Annotated in this window: 16 protein-coding genes; 7 read left to right on the top strand and 9 right to left on the bottom strand. The window is 63.7% G+C overall.

The features are described 5' to 3' along the window. Window positions 1-630, bottom strand: coding sequence for a DUF1285 domain-containing protein (locus tag F3H98_RS12015; RefSeq protein WP_149760401.1), 630 nt, complete (start codon window positions 628-630; stop codon window positions 1-3). 138 nt (window positions 631-768) lie between these two features. On the opposite strand from F3H98_RS12015, the gene F3H98_RS12010 reads away from it, so the two are divergent. The 4 genes from F3H98_RS12010 to F3H98_RS11995 are packed head-to-tail and all read left to right on the top strand — an operon-like array spanning window position 769 to window position 7625. Further along, window positions 769-1776 (top strand): AAA family ATPase, encoded by a 1008-nt coding sequence (locus F3H98_RS12010; RefSeq protein ID WP_149760400.1) that lies wholly within the window; start codon window positions 769-771, stop codon window positions 1774-1776. Between the two features lie 31 nt (window positions 1777-1807). Continuing rightward, the gene (locus F3H98_RS12005; RefSeq protein ID WP_149760399.1) at window positions 1808-2725 is read left to right on the top strand and encodes a DUF58 domain-containing protein; all 918 of its coding nucleotides are present in this window, start codon (window positions 1808-1810) and stop codon (window positions 2723-2725) included. Continuing rightward, the gene (locus F3H98_RS12000) at window positions 2722-5547 is read left to right on the top strand and encodes a DUF4159 domain-containing protein (protein WP_149760398.1); all 2826 of its coding nucleotides are present in this window, start codon (window positions 2722-2724) and stop codon (window positions 5545-5547) included. The genes F3H98_RS12005 and F3H98_RS12000 overlap by 4 nt, the downstream gene beginning before the upstream one ends. Before the next feature lie 11 nt (window positions 5548-5558). Next, window positions 5559-7625 (top strand): hypothetical protein, encoded by a 2067-nt coding sequence (locus tag F3H98_RS11995; RefSeq protein ID WP_149760397.1) that lies wholly within the window; start codon window positions 5559-5561, stop codon window positions 7623-7625. Window positions 7626-7794: 169 nt separating this feature from the next. On the opposite strand, the gene F3H98_RS11990 is transcribed toward F3H98_RS11995, so the two are convergent. Continuing rightward, window positions 7795-8181, bottom strand: a complete 387-nt coding sequence (locus tag F3H98_RS11990) for an ester cyclase (protein WP_149760396.1) — start codon at window positions 8179-8181, stop codon at window positions 7795-7797. A gap of 76 nt (window positions 8182-8257) precedes the next feature. Continuing rightward, window positions 8258-8794: a GNAT family N-acetyltransferase gene (locus F3H98_RS11985; RefSeq protein ID WP_149760395.1), complete on the bottom strand. Its 537-nt coding sequence runs from the start codon at window positions 8792-8794 to the stop codon at window positions 8258-8260. Window positions 8795-9073: 279 nt separating this feature from the next. Between F3H98_RS11985 and F3H98_RS11980 the strand changes: the two genes are divergently transcribed. Further along, on the top strand, window positions 9074-10063 hold the full coding sequence (locus F3H98_RS11980) for a glutathione S-transferase family protein (protein ID WP_149760394.1): 990 nt from the start codon (window positions 9074-9076) through the stop codon (window positions 10061-10063). Window positions 10064-10073: 10 nt separating this feature from the next. On the opposite strand, the gene F3H98_RS11975 is transcribed toward F3H98_RS11980, so the two are convergent. Further along, entirely contained in the window at window positions 10074-10574 is a 501-nt protein-coding gene (locus F3H98_RS11975; protein ID WP_149760393.1) for an NUDIX domain-containing protein, read from the bottom strand. A 50-nt stretch (window positions 10575-10624) separates the two neighbouring features. Between F3H98_RS11975 and F3H98_RS11970 the strand changes: the two genes are divergently transcribed. Then, complete coding sequence (locus tag F3H98_RS11970; protein ID WP_149760392.1) at window positions 10625-11569, top strand: metallophosphoesterase family protein; 945 nt, start codon at window positions 10625-10627, stop codon at window positions 11567-11569. Here the strand turns inward: F3H98_RS11970 and F3H98_RS11965 are convergent. After that, complete coding sequence (locus F3H98_RS11965; RefSeq protein ID WP_149760391.1) at window positions 11559-12227, bottom strand: hypothetical protein; 669 nt, start codon at window positions 12225-12227, stop codon at window positions 11559-11561. The genes F3H98_RS11970 and F3H98_RS11965 overlap by 11 nt on opposite strands. A gap of 146 nt (window positions 12228-12373) precedes the next feature. Beyond that, window positions 12374-13132, bottom strand: a complete 759-nt coding sequence (locus F3H98_RS11960; protein WP_149760390.1) for an alpha/beta fold hydrolase — start codon at window positions 13130-13132, stop codon at window positions 12374-12376. A gap of 199 nt (window positions 13133-13331) precedes the next feature. On the opposite strand from F3H98_RS11960, the gene F3H98_RS11955 reads away from it, so the two are divergent. After that, window positions 13332-14111 carry an aspartyl/asparaginyl beta-hydroxylase domain-containing protein gene (locus F3H98_RS11955; RefSeq protein ID WP_188130404.1) on the top strand — a complete coding sequence of 260 codons (780 nt, stop codon included), beginning with the start codon at window positions 13332-13334 and terminating at the stop codon, window positions 14109-14111. 38 nt (window positions 14112-14149) lie between these two features. Here the strand turns inward: F3H98_RS11955 and F3H98_RS11950 are convergent, their stop codons facing one another. The 3 genes from F3H98_RS11950 to F3H98_RS11940 all read right to left on the bottom strand — a co-directional run bounded on the left by F3H98_RS11950 (window position 14150) and on the right by F3H98_RS11940 (window position 20234). Beyond that, complete coding sequence (locus F3H98_RS11950; RefSeq protein ID WP_244621679.1) at window positions 14150-15856, bottom strand: tetratricopeptide repeat protein; 1707 nt, start codon at window positions 15854-15856, stop codon at window positions 14150-14152. A gap of 181 nt (window positions 15857-16037) precedes the next feature. Then, the gene (leuA, locus tag F3H98_RS11945; RefSeq protein ID WP_188130413.1) at window positions 16038-17702 is read right to left on the bottom strand and encodes a 2-isopropylmalate synthase; all 1665 of its coding nucleotides are present in this window, start codon (window positions 17700-17702) and stop codon (window positions 16038-16040) included. A 366-nt stretch (window positions 17703-18068) separates the two neighbouring features. Continuing rightward, window positions 18069-20234: a mechanosensitive ion channel family protein gene (locus F3H98_RS11940; RefSeq protein WP_149760386.1), complete on the bottom strand. Its 2166-nt coding sequence runs from the start codon at window positions 20232-20234 to the stop codon at window positions 18069-18071. Between the last annotated feature and the right edge of the window lie 153 nt (window positions 20235-20387).

The following is a 20387-nucleotide window of genomic DNA, read 5'->3' as shown; positions in this document are numbered from 1 at the left end:
TCAGGCGCTCAACCGCTTCAGTTGCTCGGCCGGCATGATCGGATAGACCTCGCCGTTCGAGCGCACGGCAAACATCAGCCGGCCGTCGACCTCGATCTCCTCGCCATGCTCGATCAGTTCGTACATGACCGGGCGCGCCACCAGTGCCTCCAACCGGCCGCGCACCATCACGTAGGGCTTCAGGCCGCCAGTCTCGTCTTCATCCACGAAGCGCATCGGATGCTCCGGCCCCACCTCGACCACATCGCCGACATTGGTGCGGAACGTGATCACCTGAGAGGCAGCCTTGCCCGAAACGTTCATCTCGACGGCGACGAACGGCGCATCGACGACGCGGATGCCCACCTTTTCCACCGGCGTCACCAGATAGGTCCTGCCGTCGGCATCCTTGCGCAGCACCGTCGAGAAAAGCTGAACCAGCGGCATGCGGCCGATCGGCGTACCCAGATAGAACCAGGTGCCATCGCGCTTGATCTCCATGTCGAGATCGCCGCAAAAGTCGGGATTCCAGCGCTCTACCGGCGGCAGCCCCTTGCCGGCGCGGGCCGCCCGCGCGATCAGCGCTTCCAGCCCGGCGGTGTCGCCCACGCCAGTCAAGCTGTCTTTGGTATTGTCCGTATCGTCAGCCATGGTCACGAAATAGTCACTGTTGTTCCGCTTGTCAGCCTAGTTGAGTGATTTAAGTTCGGCTTATGAGCCGCATCGCGCGAGTCGCGGCGCATGAAGCTTGCAAGCCAGCCTGCCCCAAGATCGAAGGATAATGCCCGCATGAGCATAGCGATCAAGGAAAAGCCCCTCAGCGAAAAGGAAATGATCGCCGAAGCCGAACGGGCGCTGGCCGACATTTCGCGAGTCCGCGACGGCGTCGGAAAGGTGATTTTCGGCCAGGAAAGCGTCGTCGAGCGCACGCTTGTGGCGCTGCTGGCCGGCGGCCATGCGCTTCTGGTCGGCGTTCCCGGCCTCGCCAAGACCAAGCTGGTGGAAACGCTGGGCATCGTGCTCGGCCTCGATACCAGCCGCATCCAGTTCACGCCCGACCTGATGCCCTCCGACATCCTGGGCTCCGAGGTGATGGAGCAGGACGAGCTCGGCAAGCGCTCCTTCCGCTTCATCCAGGGTCCGATCTTTGCGCAACTGCTGATGGCCGACGAGATCAACCGCGCCAGCCCGCGCACCCAGTCGGCGCTTTTGCAGTCGATGCAGGAGTATCACGTCACCATCGCCGGCGCGCGCCACGACCTGCCCGCGCCTTTCCATGTGCTGGCCACCCAGAACCCGCTGGAGCAGGAAGGTACCTATCCGCTGCCGGAGGCACAGCTCGACCGCTTCCTGATGCAGATCGATATCCTCTATCCGGAACTCGAGGCCGAACGCCGCATCCTGATCGAAACCACCGGCATCGAGGACGCCAAGGCCCACAACGTGCTCAACCCGGAACGGCTGAAGGAAATCCAACACCTGATCCGCCGCATGCCGGTGCCCGAAAGCGTCGTCGAGGCGATCCTCGATCTTGTGCGTTCGGCGCGTCCAGGCGTCGGCAATGCCGATACCGACAGGCATGTCGCCTGGGGCCCGGGGCCGCGCGCCAGCCAGGCGCTGACGTTGTGTACCCGCGCCCGCGCCCTCTACGACGGCAGGCTGGCGCCTTCGGTCGATGATGTCCACGCGCTCGCCGAACCCGTGCTGCAGCACCGCATGGCGCTCACCTTCGCCGCCCGTGCCGAAGGCATGAGCGTGCGCGACGTGATTGCCAAGCTGGTGAAGGCGCAGGGCTGACCATGGCGAGGTCAGTCCGGACAAGGCTCTGATGGCGAAAATCGGCGAGGCGTCAGTACCGGTTGCGACACGCGATGCGCTCGCCCGGGCAAGGCTGCGCGCTTCGCTGGTGCCCGACCTTCTGGTCGAGGCGCGTCGCGTCGTCTCCACCGTTATCTCCGGCTGGCATGGCCGCCGCAAGCGCGGCATCGGCGAGAATTTCTGGCAGTTCCGCCCCTATGTCGATGGCGAGACGATGTCGCGCATCGACTGGCGCCGCTCCGCCCGCGACGATCATATCTACGTGCGTGACCGCGAATGGGAAGCCGCCCACACCGTCTGGCTGTGGGCCGACCCATCGCCGTCGATGCTCTACAAATCGCAGGGCGCCATCGTTTCCAAGGAGTCGCGCGCCCTGGTGCTCATCCTGGCGCTCGCCGAACTCTTGTCTCGCAGCGGCGAACGCATCGCCTGGCCCGGCATCACCGACCCCCTCACCGCGCGCAACGGCGCCGAGCGGCTGGCCTCGCATCTGTCCCATGCCGTGGAACTGCCGGCCAAACCCGACCTGTCCAGCATCCGCCGCTTCTCCGACATCGTCATCGCCAGCGACTTCCTCGATCCCGTCGAGGAGACGATGGAATGGCTGGATGTGCTGTCGCGCCACGGCGTGCGCGCGCATCTGATCGAGGTGGTCGACCCGGCGGAGGAGAGTTTTCCCTATTCCGGTCGTACCGAATTCAGCGACCCCGAAACCGGCGACAAGCTGACCGCGGGCCGCGCCGAATTGCTAGGCCAGGACTACCGCAACCTTTACGTCGCCCGGCGCGAGGAACTCGCCGCCTGGGCCAAGCGGCTCGGCTGGAGTTACTCCATCAATCACACCGACCGCCTGGCTTCCGACGCGCTGGTGCGGGTCCACATGGCCATGACCGCCGAGGCACATTATGCCGCCGGAGGCATAAGATGAGCTGGCTGCCGCTCTCCTTCGGCTTTCCAGCCATCCTCTGGGGCCTGCTGGCGCTGCCGGTGATCTGGTGGCTGCTGCGGCTGACGCCGCCGCGGCCTCAGATGGAAGTGTTTCCGCCGCTGAAGATTCTTGCCCGCGTGCTGAAGCGCGAAGAGACCCCGCACCAGAGCCCGTGGTGGCTGACGCTCCTGCGCCTGCTGATGGCGGCGCTGATCGTGCTGGCGTTGGCCGAACCGGTGTTCAATCCGCGCGAGGAGCTGCCCGCCAACGGCAGCGCGCTGGCGCTGGTGGTCGACAATGGCTGGGCGAGCGCGCCTGACTGGGAGCGCCGTGTCGCCACCGCCGAGCGGCTGATCGGCGATGCCGAACGGAACGACGTTCCCATCATCCTCGCCTTTACCGCGGAACGGCCCAATGCGGAGATCGGCCCTTTCAACGCGCAGGAGGCCCGCGATCACCTGAACGCGGTAAAGCCCCGTCCCATACCAACCGACAGGCCGGGCGTCTTCGCGCGCGTGGCTGGAGCGCTGGCGGACCTGCCGGGCGCCACCATGGCGTTTTTGACCGACGGGCTCTCCGCCGCCGGCGACGAGCAGGCCTTTGCAGGATTGCTGGCCGAGCAGCCCGCTAACGTCGTCTGGATCACCCCCGACCGGCTGGACCTCGTCGGCCTCACCGCCGCCAACAACGCAGTCGATGGCTTCACCATCACGGCGACGCGCGCACCGGCCGGTGCCGCGCCACGCTTCATGACGGCCGGAGCCCTGGACGACAAAGGACGGCGCATCGGCGACGCCACTATCACATTCCGGCCGGGTGAAACCGTCGCCACCGGCGAAATCGTCGTTCCGTTCGAGCTGCGCAACGATTTCGCGTCGATCTCGCTCGACGGAGAAGCGTCCGCCGCGGCCGTCCGCGTGCTGGACGACACCGAAAAGCGCCGGCGCGTCGGCTTGCTGTCCCAGACACCTGTCGATCAGGCGCGTCTTCTCCTGTCGCCGCTTTATTACATCCGCCGCGCTCTGGAACCATTCGCCGATGTCGTCGAGCCCCCTAGTCCGGACTTGACCGAAGCGATTCCGCAGCTGCTGGAACAGAAGCCCGCGATCATTATCATGGGCGACGTCGGAACCATTCCCCAAACCGTGCGGCCGCAGCTCGTCGACTGGATGGAGAACGGCGGGACGCTGGTGCGTTTTGCGAGCTCGCGGCTGCTGACGTCCGGCAATGACGAGGAGCTTCTTCCCGTTCCGCTGCGGCTCGGCGAGCGCTCGCTTGGCGGCGCCCTGTCCTGGACGACACCGCAGGCGGTCAGGGAGTTTCCCTCGAGCGGCCCCTTCGCCACCCTTCCGCCGCCCGACGACGTTACCGTGAACAGGCAGATACTGGCCGAGCCGACGCCCGATCTCGCTAACCGCACCTGGGCGACGTTGGCCGACGGCACCCCGCTGGTCACCGGCGACAAGCGCGGCAAAGGCATGGTCGTGCTGTTTCACGTCGCCCCTCAGGCAACCTGGTCGAACCTGCCGATTTCGGGCACATTCGTGGAAATGCTGCGCCGCATCGTTCAACTGTCCAGGAACCAGGGAGCTTCGACGGCTTCGGCTGCCTCCACCACCTCGTCATTGGCTCCTTACAGGGTGATCTCCGCGGATGGCGCCTTGATGCCGCCTGGCGCCGAGACGAAATCCCTTACCGTCGGCGGCAACGCGCCCCCGGCGGTGACATTGGAAAACCCGCCCGGCCTCTATGGCACGGAGGAAGGCCTGTACGCCCACAACCTGCTTGCCGCCGACGCCACTTTCGTGCCCCTGGAACGGCCCTCGATGTCGGTTCCTGTGCATCGCGAACAATACGCCTTCGATGAATCCCGCGACCTCAAGGGCCCGCTGACCGCGGCGGCTATCCTTCTCCTCTTGATCGACGGCATCATCGTCCTGTGGCTGAAGGGCGTCTTCCCGCGCCGGCCGCGCACCCGCCCTGGGGCTGCAACCGCGGCAATGATTGCACTGGTGGCGATGGGCGCGTTGGTGGCAACGCCACCCCCGGTGCTTGCACAGGACATCAAGGCCGGGGACGCGGAAGCGGTCGAAGCCATTTCCGTCACCAGGCTCGCCTATGTGGTGACCGGAGACCCGGCGGTCGATTCCATAAGTCGGGCGGGGTTGGCCGGGCTGACGCAGTTTCTCATCGAGAAAACCGCGCTCGAACCCGGTGCGCCAGCCGGCGTAAACCTGGAACAGGACGAGCTTGCTTTCTATCCCATCATCTACTGGCCCATCGATCCAAACGCGGCGATGCCGACCGACCAGGCAATCGCGCGCATTGACCAGTACATGAAGGAAGGCGGCACGATCCTCTTCGACACGCGGGATCAGTACGCCACCACGCTTGATGCGTCGACGAGCCCCGCGACAATGCGGCTTCGCCAGATTCTGGGCAATCTCAACGTGCCGCCGCTTGAACCGGTGCCGGAAGACCACGTCCTCACCAAGGCCTTCTTCATTCTTCCGGAATTTCCCGGCCGCTTCAACGGCAGTCCGCTCTGGGTCGAAGCCTCGCTCGACGCCTCCAACATCGACAACCGCCCGGTGCGCACCGGCGACGGCGTCTCGCCGATCCTGATCACCGCCAACGATTTCGCCGGAGCCTGGGCGGTGGATGAAAGCGGCAGCCCGCTGCTGCCGACCATTCCGGCCGACCCCATGCAGCGCGTCTATGCCTACCGGGCAGGCGTCAACATCGTCATGTACATGCTGACCGGAAACTATAAGTCGGATCAGGTGCATGTGCCGGACCTGCTGCAGCGGCTGGGTCAGTAGGAGGCGATGGCGTGAACTGGTCCATCACTCTTGAGCCGCTTCTGTCGTTGCAACTGCTTGCCATCATTTTGGCGCCGATGCTGCTGCTTGCAGCGGTCATCCTGTGGTTTCACCAGCGCGGCGTGGCCTTTCGTATCGCCGCAATTGCCGCGCTGGCGATGGCGCTTATCAATCCCGTCTTCCTCGACGAGGAACGCGAGCCGCTGAAGAGCGTGGTCGCCATCGTCGCCGACCGCAGCGAAAGCCAGCAGATCGGAGATCGCAAGAAGCAGACCGACGAAGCCATCGCCGGGCTGCAGGAGCGCCTTGCCCGCTTCAAGCAGTTCGAAGTCCGCGTCGTCGATGCTGCACCTTCGGCGGCTATCGAGGAACGGGCGGAAACCAGACTTTTCGCCACGCTCGACAGCGCCCTTCGCGACGTGCCGCCGTCGCGCGTCGCCGGCTCCATCATGGTGACCGACGGCCAGGTGCACGACGTGCCGTCCAGCGGATCCGGCCTGTCCGCTCCGCTGCACGCACTGATCACCGGCGAGGAAGGCGAACGCGACAGGCGCATTCGCCTGGAAAAGGCGCCGCGCTTCGGCATCGTCGGCAAGCCGGTCGAGTTGACCTACCGCGTCATCGACACCACCGGCCAGACCGGCTCCGTCGATGTGCGCGTTTCGATCAACGGCGAACAGAAATCGGTCGAACGTGCGATAATCGGCCAGGAGACCCCGCTCGACATCGTGGTTTCGGAGGCCGGCCGCAACATCGTCGAACTGGCCATCGACCCGATCCCGAACGAGATAACCGAGCGCAACAACCGCACGATTGCGACGATCGACGGCATCCGCGAGAACCTGCGCGTGCTGCTCGTCTCGGGCGAGCCGCATGCCGGCGAACGCACCTGGCGCAACCTGCTCAAGTCGGACGCCGCGGTGGACCTGGTGCATTTCACAATCCTGCGGCCGCCGGAAAAACAGGACGGCACGCCGATCAACGAGCTCTCGCTGATCGCCTTCCCCACAAGGGAGCTCTTTGTGGAGAAGATAAACGATTTCGACCTGATCATCTTCGACCGCTACCAGCACCGCGACGTGCTGCCGATCCTCTATTACGACTACATCGCCGAATATGTCGAAAAGGGCGGCGCACTTCTGATCGCCGCCGGCCCTGAATATGCCGGCGAGCAGTCGATAGCACGCACGCCGTTGATCGCCGCCCTGCCCGGCCTGCCAACAGGCGAGATCGTCGAGCAGGGTTTTTATCCCCGCCTCACCGAAACCGGCAAACGCCATCCGGTGACGCGGGGGCTGGAAGGCTCCAACACCGAGCCGCCGCAATGGAGCCGCTGGTTCCGGCTGATCGGCATCGACCAGCCGCAGGGCGAGGTCGTCATGAGCGGCCCCGACAACAAGCCGCTGCTCGTGCTGAACCGCAAGGGCGAAGGCCGCGTCGGCATGTTCCTGTCCGATCAGGGTTGGCTGTGGGCGCGCGGTTTCGAGGGTGGCGGCCCGCATGTCGCGCTCTACCGGCGCATCGCCCACTGGCTGATGAAGGAGCCGGAGCTGGAGGAAGAACGGCTCACCGCCGGCGGCCGCGGCATGACACTCGACATCCGCCGCCAGACCATGCGCGACGACCCCGGCCCGGCGCAGGTGATCACCCCATCCGGCAAGACCATGAATGTGACGCTGACCTCGCAATCGCCCGGCGTGTTCACCGGCAGCGTCGAGACCGACGAGATCGGCCTTTATCAGATCGGCAATGGCGACCTGAAGGCGCTGGCCCATGTTGGGCCGATCAACGCGCCGGAATTCGCCGACACCGTCTCGACCACCGACGTGCTGCGCCCGGCCGCCGAAGCGAGCGGCGGCAGCGTGCGCAGGCTCGCAGGCCTCACCGGCATCAACCTGCCCGGAATCGTGCCGGTGCGTTCGGCGGGCGACGCCGCCGGCCGCGACTGGATCGGGCTGCGCACCACCAATGACAGCATCCTTAAATCGGTGCGCCGGGTGCCGCTGTTCGCTGGCTTCTTCGGCTTGGCGCTTCTGCTCTTCGCCCTCGGCTCGATGTGGTATCGCGAGGGTCGGTAAGTTTTTCGCTTCTCCCGGTTGGCTGCGAGAAGATGCCGGCTCGAAAACAGTTCCGCTGGTGCTGGGGCTCTTCGTCATTTTCGGGGCTGACGATTGCCATTGCGGTGTGGCGGGGCCGAAATTGAAAGGTCAGGCATGATACGGAGACAATCATGTCCCCGTGCTTGCTCTAAAGCTGGGCTTCGATCGCCGCCTTGTCTATGACCGACCATACTTTCTCGATCAGGCCCTCCCTGAACTCGTAGAACACATTTTCGGCGAACGAAACTCTCTTCCCATTTACAGGAAGGCCAAACAGGTTTCCTTTCGGCGTGCAGTCGAAGTGCAGACGGCTCGCCACACGCGGTGGTTCTGAAATGAGCAGATGGATGTCGAAATGGAGGTCTGGAATCGCACGAAAATCTCCTTCCAGCATCTCCAGATAGCCTGACAGTCCGATCCGCTCGCCATTGTAGTGAACGTCACTATGAACGAAATGCTCCAGCCTCGGCCAGTCCTGTTCGTTCAGGCAAGCAATGTAGCCTTTGTAGACGTCGGCGAGGTCGGATTTCGTCATAGTGGCAGCCCGCAATCCTTTAGCTCCCTGCCGCGATGCAGGGATGGGTAACGGCCATTCTATGGATCGCGACCGTTCAGGCCACCTTCACCTGAACTGCAGACCGCAGCAACACGTCCTCATGGTCGACCATGCCGGTCAGCCTGGCTACAGCGCCGGGTTGGAATTCGACGGCGAGCAGCCGGTCGAGGTCGACGGGGCGCGGCATTGAGATCTGGCCGCGCGGGATGCGCTTGAAGCCCAGCGGCCCGTAATAGGGCTCGTCGCCGACCAGGATGACCGCCGCGGCCCCGGTCTTCTGCGCCGCCTCCAATGCTATCCGTACCAGTTTTCTGCCGATGCCGACATTCTTGTAATCGGGCCGCACCGCCAACGGCCCGAGCATCAGCGCCCTGCCCTTGCCGGCGGCCACGCGCGTCATCCGCACCGAGGCGATCACCGCTCCGCCATAGGTCGCCACGAAGGACAGGGCGCGCTCGTGCGGTCCGCCTTCGCGGATCTTGTAGGCAGCGCGCGTGAAGCGTCCAGGCCCGAAAGCCTCTTCGTTGATGTGGTCGATTTCGGCATCGTGCGCCGGAGTTTCCGGCAGGTAAGCGACGTCGGCAGCGTTCATGGTCTTTGCATCCGGTGCGAAGAGGAAGGGTCTTTTTTTCGCCGCGCACAGCACGGCTATCGCCAGTCAGCGCTTTAAGCGCGGGCGCCCATTCGTCGTCGATCGAACCGGGGTGCAAGGAACGTCATCATCGGGAAATCCCGCTAGCATCAAATCTCGCGTGCGGCAATCGGCTTTCGTCAGAAACCGTCAAGATGGATGAACTGTTCACCGTTGGCGGGGTTTCGTTGCCCCACGCGCAACCCTACATCACCGGTTACCAACAGAAGGAACCGCTCCATGGGATTGCTCGTTGATGGCGTCTGGCGCGACGACTGGTACGACACCGAAACCAGCGGCGGAAAGTTCATCCGCTCCGAAACCGGCTTCCGCGACTGGATCACCCGTGACGGTACGCCGGCTCCCGGTCGCGAGCGCGGCTTCAAGGCCGAGCCCGGCCGTTACCATCTTTATGTCTCGCTCGCCTGCCCCTGGGCACACCGCACACTGATCTACCGCAAGCTGAAGAAACTCGAGGACTTGATCCCGGTTTCCGTCGTACACTATTTCCTCGGCAAGGATGGCTGGACCTTCCTCGCCGAAGATGGCGGCACCGGCGACCCTCTTTATGGCCTCCCGTTCCTGCGCGACATCTACACCAGGGCCGACCCGCATTATTCCGGTCGGGTGACGGTTCCGGTTCTGTGGGACAAGCGGGAGGAAACGATCGTCTCCAACGAATCCGCCGAAATCATCCGCATGTTCAACTCCGCATTCGACGAATGGGCCGATGCGTCGATCGATTTTTATCCCGAGCCGCTGCGCGCCGAGATCGACCGACTGAACGCCAAAATCTACCCGTCGCTCAACAACGGCGTCTACCGGGCGGGCTTCGCCACGACGCAGGAGGCCTATGAAGAAGGCTTCCGCGACGTCTTCGCCATGCTCGACGAACTGGAGGAGATCCTGTCGCGTACCCGCTATCTCACCGGCGACCGCATCACCGAAGCGGACTGGCGGCTGTTCACCACGCTGCTGCGCTTCGACCCGGTCTATGTCGGGCACTTCAAGTGCAATCTGCGCCGCATCGCCGACTACCCGAACTTGTCCAACTATGTGCGCGATCTCTTCCAGGTGCCGGGCGTGGCCGCAACTGTCGATATGGCGCACGTCAAGAAGCACTATTACGGCAGCCACGAAACCATCAACCCGACCCGCATCGTGCCGATCGGTCCGGAGATCGACTATGCGGCGCCGCACAACCGCGACCGTTTCAGGAAGGCGGCTTGAGGTCTTTCCGCTACCAGTAAGGCGAGGCCGGCGCCCCGTCGAACACTTCCGCCAGCCGGCGCCGCGTTGCAGGGGTCGTATCCTCCGGCAGCCGGCCGAGCGGGAAGAACCCCGCCTCGGCGATCTCGTGATCAGGCATTTTCGGCGCACTCTGCCGAAAAGCCGAAATCACATAGAGGGCGACGTGATCGCGGCGACTTGCCTGCCGGTTGAAATGCAGCGAACGCAGTGGCGGCGGCGTCAGGCATTCGATGTTGCCCTCTTCCGCCAGTTCGCGCTCCAGCGATTCGGCCATCGTCTCGCCAAGCTCGACGCCGCCGCCCGGCAATTGCCAGCCGGGCACATAGGTGTGACGGATGAGAAAGACAGCGTTTGCCGCCTCGTCATGCACCAGCCCGCGAACGCCCAGCGTCATCGGGCGCCGCAACAGAAAAAGGAAGTGGAACAGCCGGGAGCGCAGCCCCGGCCATCCGGCCTGGCGAAAAGCTTGGTCGCTGATCGTCTCGCTCATGCGGCCATTGGCCGTTGGCAAGCGGATGCACCGTGGCTTAGAAGGAATTCATGTTCAGGCTTGCGCATCTTTCCGACGTCCATCTGGGGCCGCTTCCCGATGTAGCCTATCGCGATCTCGTCTCCAAGCGGATCACAGGCTATGTCAACTGGCATCGCAACCGCCGGCAGTTCCTGCACGACAGCGTCATCGACGCCATCGTCGGCGACATCAAGGCGTCGGGCGCGAACCATATCGCGGTGACCGGCGACCTCGTCAACCTGGCGCTCGACATCGAAATCGACATGGCCAAGCAGTGGCTGGAATTGCTTGGCAATCCACATGATGTGTCGGTGGTGCCCGGCAATCACGACGCCTATGTTCCCGGCGCCTTCGACAAGGTCTGCCGCGCGTGGGGCAACTGGATGACAGGCGACGGCGCCAACCCGCCGCGCGACCGCGACGCATTTCCATACCTGCGCCTCAGGGGCAACGTCGCGCTGATCGGCGTCACCTCGGCGCGCGCCACCGCCCCCTTCATGGCGACCGGCTATTTCCGCGAGGGCCAGAGCCGGCGGATGGCCAGGCTGCTCGACGCGACCGGCGCGAAAGGCCTGTTCCGCGTCGTCATGATTCATCACCCGCCAATCCGCAATGCGGTCGGGCCGCACAAGCGCCTTTTCGGAATTGGCCGCTTCCAGAAGACGGTGCTGCGCCACGGCGCCGAACTGGTGGTGCATGGCCATTCCCACCTGCCCAGCCTCTACACGATCGCCGGCAAAGACGGCACTGTGCCGGTGGTGGGCGTCGCTGCAGCCGGTCAGGCGCCGGGCGGCTCGAAACCGGCAGCGCAATGGAACCAGCTCGACATTTCCGGCGACAGGGATAACTGGACGCTTCGCCTGACACGGCGCGGGCTGACCGGCGCGTCGATGCCGCCGGTCGAACTTTCATCCCAGGATCTGCTCGGCGAAACTCCGCCTGCCGTCTCCGCGCCGCTCGCCGTCAAAGGTTGATTCCGAGCGTCCCTACCCTGCTCCACAGCCAGATTGCAGCCATCATCAGAACAAGCCCGGCAAGGCCGCCGACGAAGACGAGGCCGAGCCCTGCCCAGAAAGCCTGCCAGCGGCCAGAACGCGTGCCTTCCTCGATACGGATTTCCGGAAGGCCGGTTTTCGGTTCGGTGACAAGCGTGGGTACGACGCTGGCGGGCGTGGGCGCGGACGCCGCGGCGGAGATAAGAACCGGCGTAGCCGTGCCTTCCATCATGCGCTGTCGCTCCACGATGCGTTCGGCGACGTAGCGCGTCACCTGGTCGGCGACAGGCTTCATGTCGGTCGATTCGGCCAGCACGATGCGGCCGAGCCGCGAGTCCCGCAGGAAACGGTAGGTACGGCGGTCGCGCCCCATCGACACGTGGCTTACCGCGTCGATCCACAGCCGCGGCTGCAAACCGGACGAGATAGCGAAATCGAACCATTCATTGTCGGCTGGCACGTCGGCGAAAACCGGCGCGAGTTCGGCGGCGAGCAGTTCGAGCCGCATGCGCTGCGCCTCGCGCATGTCCACCACCACGTCCTCGCGGTCGGCTGTGGCGTTGCGGACATCGCGGATCGCGTCGGCAAGCCTGCGTCCCTTGTCTGCCGGCGTCACGATTTCACCTGGCTCGCTCATCAGGCTTCGGCTCCATCAGCAGGCCGGGCGGCTCAAACCCATATGGCCATCGTTAAGGAAGAATTAACACGACGGATCAGCCAATGCATCCGAAACCGGCGTTTTCACGGCGGCGCAACCGGCGTCCAGCGTGTGGGCGGCGCAACTCAGCGCATGGTGCGGCGGATGATTTCAGTTACCAGTTCGGGCTTCTCCTCGGGCAGCATGTGGCCGGCTGCGGGGATCAGGTGCAGGGCGAAAAGAGGCGGCAGGCCGTTTGCCTGGTGCACCGGCAACACGCCATCGAGAATGCCCCAGACGACAGCGACCGGCATCGGCAACTCCGCAAGTTTTTCGCGCGCAATGACGCCCTGGCGGCCATCGCGGGCGATCGAGGCGGCGATCTCCACCAGCTTGTCGGTCTGGCCGGGATGGCGCCGCATCTCCGCCAGCGCCTCCACCGCCTCGTCCGGCACCGGGTTGGGCCACCCGGTCATCGTTTCCAGGCACGCGCGGATTTGCTCCTCGCTCGTCGCCGCCGCATAGCGGCGCAAGAGCCGACCGTTGATCTCCTCGCCGAAGCCGCCCGGAGCCAGAAGGGTGAGAGACGCGACGCGGGAAGGTGCTGCCAACGCCATCATCGCCGCGATCGCGCCGCCCATCGAATGCCCGGCAATGTGGAAACGGTCGACGCCACGCTCTTCGAGATCGGCCAATATCGCCCGCACCGCCACCTTGGCCGGCCCGGCTTCCGGCCAGTCCAGGGAGCCGCCATGGCCGGGAAGATCATAGGCCAGCACGCGGGCATCTCTAGCAAGCGCTTGCTGCACCGGCCGCCACAGGCCGTGGCAGCCGCCGAATCCATGTAGCAGCACGACCGTTTGCGGACCTTGGCCGCTTTGCAAAGCATACAAGGATTGATTCAAGAAGAGCGTCCCGCCGAAGATTCGAGCCTGTCCCACAGCCTTCCATGAAAGCGATGACGGGTAAACCGTCCTTGTCGGCGAGTTCGTACGGATCGGGAACGGCGCGGCGGTCGTCCGCCTGCTTCCCACGGACGGAACACACGTCTAGATTTAGTGAAACGCGGTCAACGGGCGAGTGACGTCCCCCATGGAGCAAAACATGTATGAAAACATTGAAACAATCTGGTCGGACGTTATCGGTGAGGCAGAGAGGGAATTGGGGGTCGATTGCGGGCGCTTCAAGAGGGCAAAATTTCACGTGAGCGACGTCGTTCGTTCAACGCAGAACATTCCCGTACAGAATCCGGACTTCATGACCCTTCCGGGCCTCGAAGACAAACCATGGTGGAATATCGAAGATTTTGACCCCGCCATGCAGGGCTTCCTGAAGCGGATGGAAGTGCTGTTTGGGGAGTATCAGGCAGAATTCGAAAACAACATGGGCTCGGTGACATTTGGCGAGGGAGCGGCCACCTTCTATTACGGTGCGAATGAAGGGTGGAAAATTTTCTTGTTCTACGGCAACGAGGCCGAGGAGGTGCCCGGTGCTTCCAAGGTGTTTCCGAAAATCGCCGCCCTTTTGCGTGAAATGCGTGACGCGAACTATATCGCCAAATCCCACTTTTCGGTCCTGAAGGCGGGAGGATCAATTCCCGTTCATTGCGGAGGCGTAAACCACAAGCTTCGGTTGCATTATGGCCTGCGGATTCCTGATGGCGACATCGCCATCAAAGTTGGCGGCGATACGCGTCGCTGGGAAAATGGCAAGGTTCTGCTTTTTGACGACACCTTTCCCCATGAGGTTTGGAACAACACCCCTCACGATCGCTACATCCTCCATTGCCGCATACAGCATCCCGGTTTGTCCGCTGATGAAAGACGCGTGAGCTACGCATTGGAATCCAAGCTCTCCAGAGCACTGGAGCGAAACAAATCATGATGTTATCCAAAAAATCTGCAACTTTTTGGCGTCATGTTTTAACTACCGCCGCCCAGACCGGCGGCACGCAACTCGGAAACAAATTTGTCGGTGAAATCGGCCGGATATTTGCCGTTGACGAAGGTCGAGCGCGGATCTTCGGCAAATTTCGGAAAAGCCGCGGCGATTTGCGCGGCAAGCGCTTCGGTCGCAACCTTGTCGCCAGCCTCTGAGGCCACAACCAGCCGCGCCGCCAGATAATGCGGCCGCTTGGTGGTGGCAAGCGCATCGGCGGCCTGCGCCGCGCCGGCCTTGTTATTGAGCATATACTGGCCCAGGAACAGGCCGTAGTCCCACCAGCTGGGATGCGCGCTCGACAGTTCGACTGCGCGCTTCATCACCGGAACGCCCTCGGCGTAGTCGCTCGAGAAGATCAACGCATAGGCATAGGCCGCTGCCATGCTGAGGTCGAACGTGTTGAGTTCGTAAGCTTTTTTCATCCAGCGGATGGATTCTTCAGGCGTGCCGGCCCGCGAGTTCAGGAACCCGTAGGAACGATGGGCATAGGGGCTGGTCGGTCCCATCAGCACGCCCTTGCGGGCGAGTTCCAGCCCCTGCTCCGCGGTCGCGCCTTTCGGATAGGCGAAGCCATCGGTCACCGTCTTGAGGTGCAGCGATGCGATCTCGGAATAGACGAGCGGCGATTTGGCGCCAGCCTTGACCAGTCCCTCGAAGCATTTGTAGGCCGCCAGATGGTTGGCTTCCGTCTGGCTCAGGTAGTAGTCGTCGTTGAGCAGCAGGCAGTTGGTCAGGCCCGACTGCAGGCCGCTCTGCTCTATATGCGCATAAAGAATGCCCGACACCGGTATCGATGAACTCAGCATCGTCGCAATCTGATCGTCGAGCGAACCGGCGATCTCTCCGGCCGACAGCGTCCGCGACAACAGGACCTTCCCGGTGGCGCGGTACTGCAATTCGATGTCGACACTGCCGGGCTCTACCCCGGCCGACACCTCGAAAGTGTAATCGAGCAGGCTTGGAGGCTCCTCGCCAGCCTGCGCCATGAACGACACCGTGTCGAAGCTGGACAGGCCGCGGCGCAGGACCGAGGCGACCCGTCCGGTATTCTGGTTCCCGGTTTTCATCTTGATGTGGACGGTCGGCAGCGCTTCCGCCGCTATGCGGGCGCTGGTGCCCGGCGGCTGGCCGGTTGCGGCAGTGATCACGTCGCCGACGGCGGCTGTTTCGGGCGCTGTCATCCGGTAGACCACAAAACCCAGCATTCCGATGATCAGCGCCATCGCGGCCCAGAACAGCCGCAGCTGGCGAGCCAGTTGCATCGTCGGCGGCCGATTCCGGCCCAGACCGCCCGGCAAGGCCAGCGGATGGCCGCCGATCGCGCCGACCACGCCGCCAGCCTCGGCAGCAGGCTGCTTCGCGGCGGCGGGCTTCGGCGTCGCGGGTTCATAGGCTGGCACATAGCTGCCGCGCGGAATGATGATGCGGATCGGGTCGTTGGCGCCTTCGGTGGCGAAATACTGGGCAAGCAGCTCGCGCAGCCGCCCGGCCTGGACGCGCACCACCGCGTCGGTAGAGGAATCGAAATCGGCGTCCTTGCCGAACACGTCCATGGCGATCGAGAAGCCTTTCAGCCTCTCGGCTTCACCGGCTTGTTCCCGTTCGACGAGATAGCGAATGAGCTTGCGCGCTCGCTCGGACCGTCCAAAGGTCTCGCTGGCGAGCAATCGCTCAAGAGTTTCGCGCACTGCGGGGGCGGCAGGCGTATTCTGTTGCAAGCGTCGGACCTTTCGATACGAGCCGGAACCGATAATATAAGGTCTGTTCCAGCACACAAGCAGGCGTGGCGCGAGGATCAATAAAAACCGCCCGCGCTTTGGCGCGGGCGGTTGATTGTTCAACTAAGCCGGCTTAGCAGTCTTTGGAGTGCTATTGCAAGATGCGATTGGCGGCCGATACAACCGCCTCGAGCGAAGCGGCGACAATATTGGTGTTGATGCCGGCGCCAAAGATCCTGCCGCCGGGGTGCTCGACTTCCATGTAGCTGATCGCCGCCGCGTTGGAACCACGCTGGATCGAATGCTCGGAATAGTCGAACACCGAGAGCGGCACCCCGATATGCCGTGACAGCGCATCGACAAAACCGTCGATCGGCCCGGTTCCGGAGCCGCTGATCGTTACCTCGACGCCGCCATCGAGGATTTTCGCCTCGACGATGCGCAGCCCCTTGCGTCCGGTATCGGGATAGGTCTGGTGGTCGACGAATTTCAGCCTGCCTTGCGGCTGCTCGACATAGACGTCGAGAAAGCGGTCGTGGATGCGCTTTGCCGGCACCTCCTTGCCTTCCGCATCGGTGATCGACTGGATGTCGCGGCTGAACTCGATCTGAAGGTTGCGCGGCAGATTCAGGCCGTAATCGGCCTGCAGGACATAGGCGATGCCGCCCTTGCCCGATTGCGAGTTGATGCGGATGATCGCCTCGTAGGAGCGACCCACATCGGCGGGATCGATCGGCAGGTACGGCACTTCCCACAGTTGCTTGTTGGCGACCTTGATCGCCTTCATGCCCTTGTTGATGGCGTCCTGGTGAGAGCCGGAAAACGCCGTGTAGACCAGTTCGCCGACATAAGGGTGGCGCTCCGCGATCTTCAGCTGGTTCGAATATTCGTAGACGTCGCGCATGCGCTGGATGTCCGAGCAGTCCAGCTCCGGATCGACGCCTTGCGTATACATGTTGAGCGCCAGGGTTACGATATCGACATTGCCGGTGCGTTCGCCGTTGCCGAACAGCGTCCCCTCGACGCGGTCCGCACCCGCCATCAGGCCGAGTTCGGTCGCCGCGATACCGGTGCCACGGTCGTTGTGCGGATGCAGCGAGACGATCAGGCGGTCGCGGTTGTCGAGCTGCCGGCACATCCACTCGATGCGATCGGCATAGATGTTGGGCGTCGACATCTCCACCGTCGAGGGCAGATTGATGATCAGCCTGTTCTGCGGCGTCGGCTTGATGATCTCCGCAACCGCGTTGCAGATTTCCAGTGCCACTTCGAGTTCGGTTCCGGTGAAACTCTCCGGCGAATACTGGAAGCGGTAGCCGCCGCCGGCCTTGGCGGCCATGTCGGCGATCATCTTCGCGGCGTCCGTGGCGATCTGCTTGATGCCGGCGACGTCCTTCTCGAACACGACGCGGCGCTGCAACTCGCTGGTTGAATTGTAGAAATGCACGATCGGCGTCTGCGCACCTTCAAGCGCCTCGAAGGTGCGGGTGATCAGTTCGGGCCGGCATTGCACCAGCACCTGCAGGTCGACGTTGCCGGGGATGTTGCCTTCCTCGATGCACCAGCGGGCAAAATCGAAATCGGTCTGCGAGGCCGAGGGGAAACCGACCTCGATCTCCCTGAAGCCCATGTCGAGCAGCAGGTGGAACATGCGCGCCTTGCGATCGTGTCCCATCGGGTCGATCAGCGCCTGGTTGCCGTCGCGCAGGTCGACGGAGCACCAGATCGGCGCCTTCTCGATGCGTTTCGATGGCCAGGTGCGGTCGGAAAGCCCGACCATGGGGTAGGGTTCATATTTGCGCGAGGCATTGGGCATGCCCTTGGCGGCCGCGGCTTCTTCGCTGGTTGCGCGTTGCGGTGCGTTCATCGTCTCGTCTCCAGGCGGCTTGCAGGGCGATCCGGCCGGGCGCAAGCAGCGCCACTATAGAAGGTTATGCGGTGATTGTGACTGGCAAGGAGCATCGGCCCGTACGGCTTTTTTCGACCGCCGGGTGCTCCTCTAGCGAGCCCGGCGATCGCCGATAAGGCCGAGAAGAAGCAGGGTCGAGGAAAGCGCGCGCAGCGTCGCGCCCGCGAAAGCGGACGGACGGGAGACGACGGTGGTCTGGCGCGAATGCATGGCGCTCTCATACAGGAGCCGGTTTGGCGGCGCAAGGCCCGGGCAGCGCACCGCTGCCCGTGTTTATGCCTTTCCTGCTGCTGCAGCGGTCGCTTCTTTGGCCGCCTTCTGCACCGCGTGGTGCGCCGCCGCCGCACCTGCGCCAGCGCCTTCCTGCACATGGACCGTGGGCGTGGAAATCTTGATTCCGTTTTCCGCGAACGCCTGCTTGATGGCGACATATGCCTTGCGCTTGACGGTGAACTGATGGCCGGGCTTTGTCATCAGCTTCAGCCTGAGCTCGATGCCGTAGTCGCCGAAATTCTCGACGCCCTGCATCTTGAGCGGTTCGATGATGTCGGCGGCGAATTCGGGATCCTCGGCAAATTGCTGGCCGATCTTCTTGATGATCTTGCGGGCCTTCTCGATATCGGTGTCGTAATCGACGTTGATCGAGAACTTCTCCATCACCCAGTCGCGGCTCATGTTTTGCACCGCGCCAAGCTCGCCGAACGGAACGGTATAGACGGGACCCCGATGGTGCCTGAGCTTGACCGAGCGCAGGCTGAAGCTCTCGACCGTTCCCTTGTAGGTGCCGCTCTGGATATACTCGCCGACCCGGAAGGCGTCGTCGAGCAGGTAGAAGACACCGGAGATGACGTCCTTGACCACCGTCTGCGCGCCGAAGCCGACGGCAACGCCGACGACGCCGGCGCCGGCAATCAGCGGCCCGATCTGGATGCCCATCGACGACAGCACCATCAGTCCGGTGATCACGATAAGGGTGGCCAGCAGGATGTTCTGGAAAATCGGCAGCAGCGTCCTCAACCGCGCATTCTGCGGATTGGCGGGGCCCTCCGATGGCATGTCGCCGAGCCGCCGGGCGATAATCGCCTTGATGATGCTCCAGCCGAAATCAGCCGCCAGCACGATGATGGCCGCCTTGAGTCCGCCGCGCAGCAGGCGGTTGGTCATGTTGTCGCCGGCCATGCTCTCCATGTCCAGGCCCCAGGCGCGCGCCAGAAGCAGCGCGGCGGCAATGATCAGCACGACGCGGATGCCACGGTCGGCGACGGCAAGCATCACCGGCGCGATCGGCTTGGCGCCGGTTTCAGGTTCAGGTGGCCGCAGCACGTAATGCACGCCCCTGTGCACAAGCACGAGTGCGGCCGGCAATGCCGCAGCGGCGACCACAAACCAGAAGAAGCGCCGCGCGCCGGCGATGTTGATGGCCCAGATCGCGATGAAATAAAGCGTAAGCAGCCAGGACCAGCCGATGGCGCGGATACGCTCGGCCTTGGAATCGACCTGCGACGGCAGCTTCGGCCGCAGCCACACCGCCAGCAGCAGGAGCACGAGCTGGATCGAGCTGGTCGGGACCGACAGCACGGTCTGGCTGACGCGGTCGAAACCCAGCGAGCGCAGCAGCGCGAAAGTAACGGCGACGAAGGTCACCCAGAAGACGTTGATGGCGATCCATCGGTGCCAGTGGCCGGCACGCTCGTCGGTCATCGGGAAAGCCCGCAGCTTGGTGGCATGCGGCACGCCGAGGCTGGGCGGCAGCAGGAAGGCGCGACTCACTGTCAGGGTCGCCCAGGTTACGATCACCACGAGCAGATATCCAAGCACCACTTCGCGCAGCCGCGGCGGCCAGTTGAACGCCAGGAACACGCCGACGCTGCCGGCCACGAATGCACTGACCATGATGGCCGAATAAAGCAGGCGGCTGCCCAGCGCCTTGACCCGGCCGTGCGGCGTGTCCGGCGGCAGCGAAATCATCCACTGCCGGTAGCCCGCCAGCAGGCGGCGCGCCACCCAGTCGACGCCGAAGCCGACCGCGGCGAAGCCTATGACGAGGATCAGTATGCCGGGCGTCCCCTTGTCCCGGATTTCGGCCCTGATTTTGGCCACTGCCTGTTCGAACTGCGCCGGCACAAGCGGCGCCGCCTTCACCATCTCGTCGATGCGGCTGCGCGTGCTGTCGAGCGCCGATGTGAGGTCGGAAGGCGCCACCATCATTGTTCCGTCACCGGTGGTGGTGGTGGTGGCGGCGGGAGGCGCTGCCGCCTTGTTTTCCCCTTGCGCAGCGAGCCAGGCCTTCACCTCTGGATCGGACAGAAGCTCGAGCAGCTGGTCGACCTTTTCAGGCGGAGGCGGCGCTGGCGACTGTGCGAAAACACTGCCAGGGCCGTAAAACAGGCCGGCGATCAGGACCAGAACCACAAACGCACTGCGGACCGAAACGCTCATGACGTCCCCACCTCAAGCGCCGCTTGGCTGCCGTTCCACACGACGTCAGTCCACTGGCTCCTTGAGGTCTAGCACAATCGGGGCTCCTGTTCGCAAGACGAATTATGTTCCGGAGCCGTATGTTCCCCTGTTCCGATGCCTCGGAGGCAGGAA

The sequence above is a fragment of the Neomesorhizobium albiziae genome (genome assembly GCF_900114255.1).
Taxonomy (GTDB): Bacteria; Pseudomonadota; Alphaproteobacteria; order Rhizobiales; family Rhizobiaceae; genus Neomesorhizobium; species Neomesorhizobium albiziae.
Note: the sequence above shows the minus strand (reverse complement) of the source record. Positions and strands in the feature narration are given on the sequence as shown.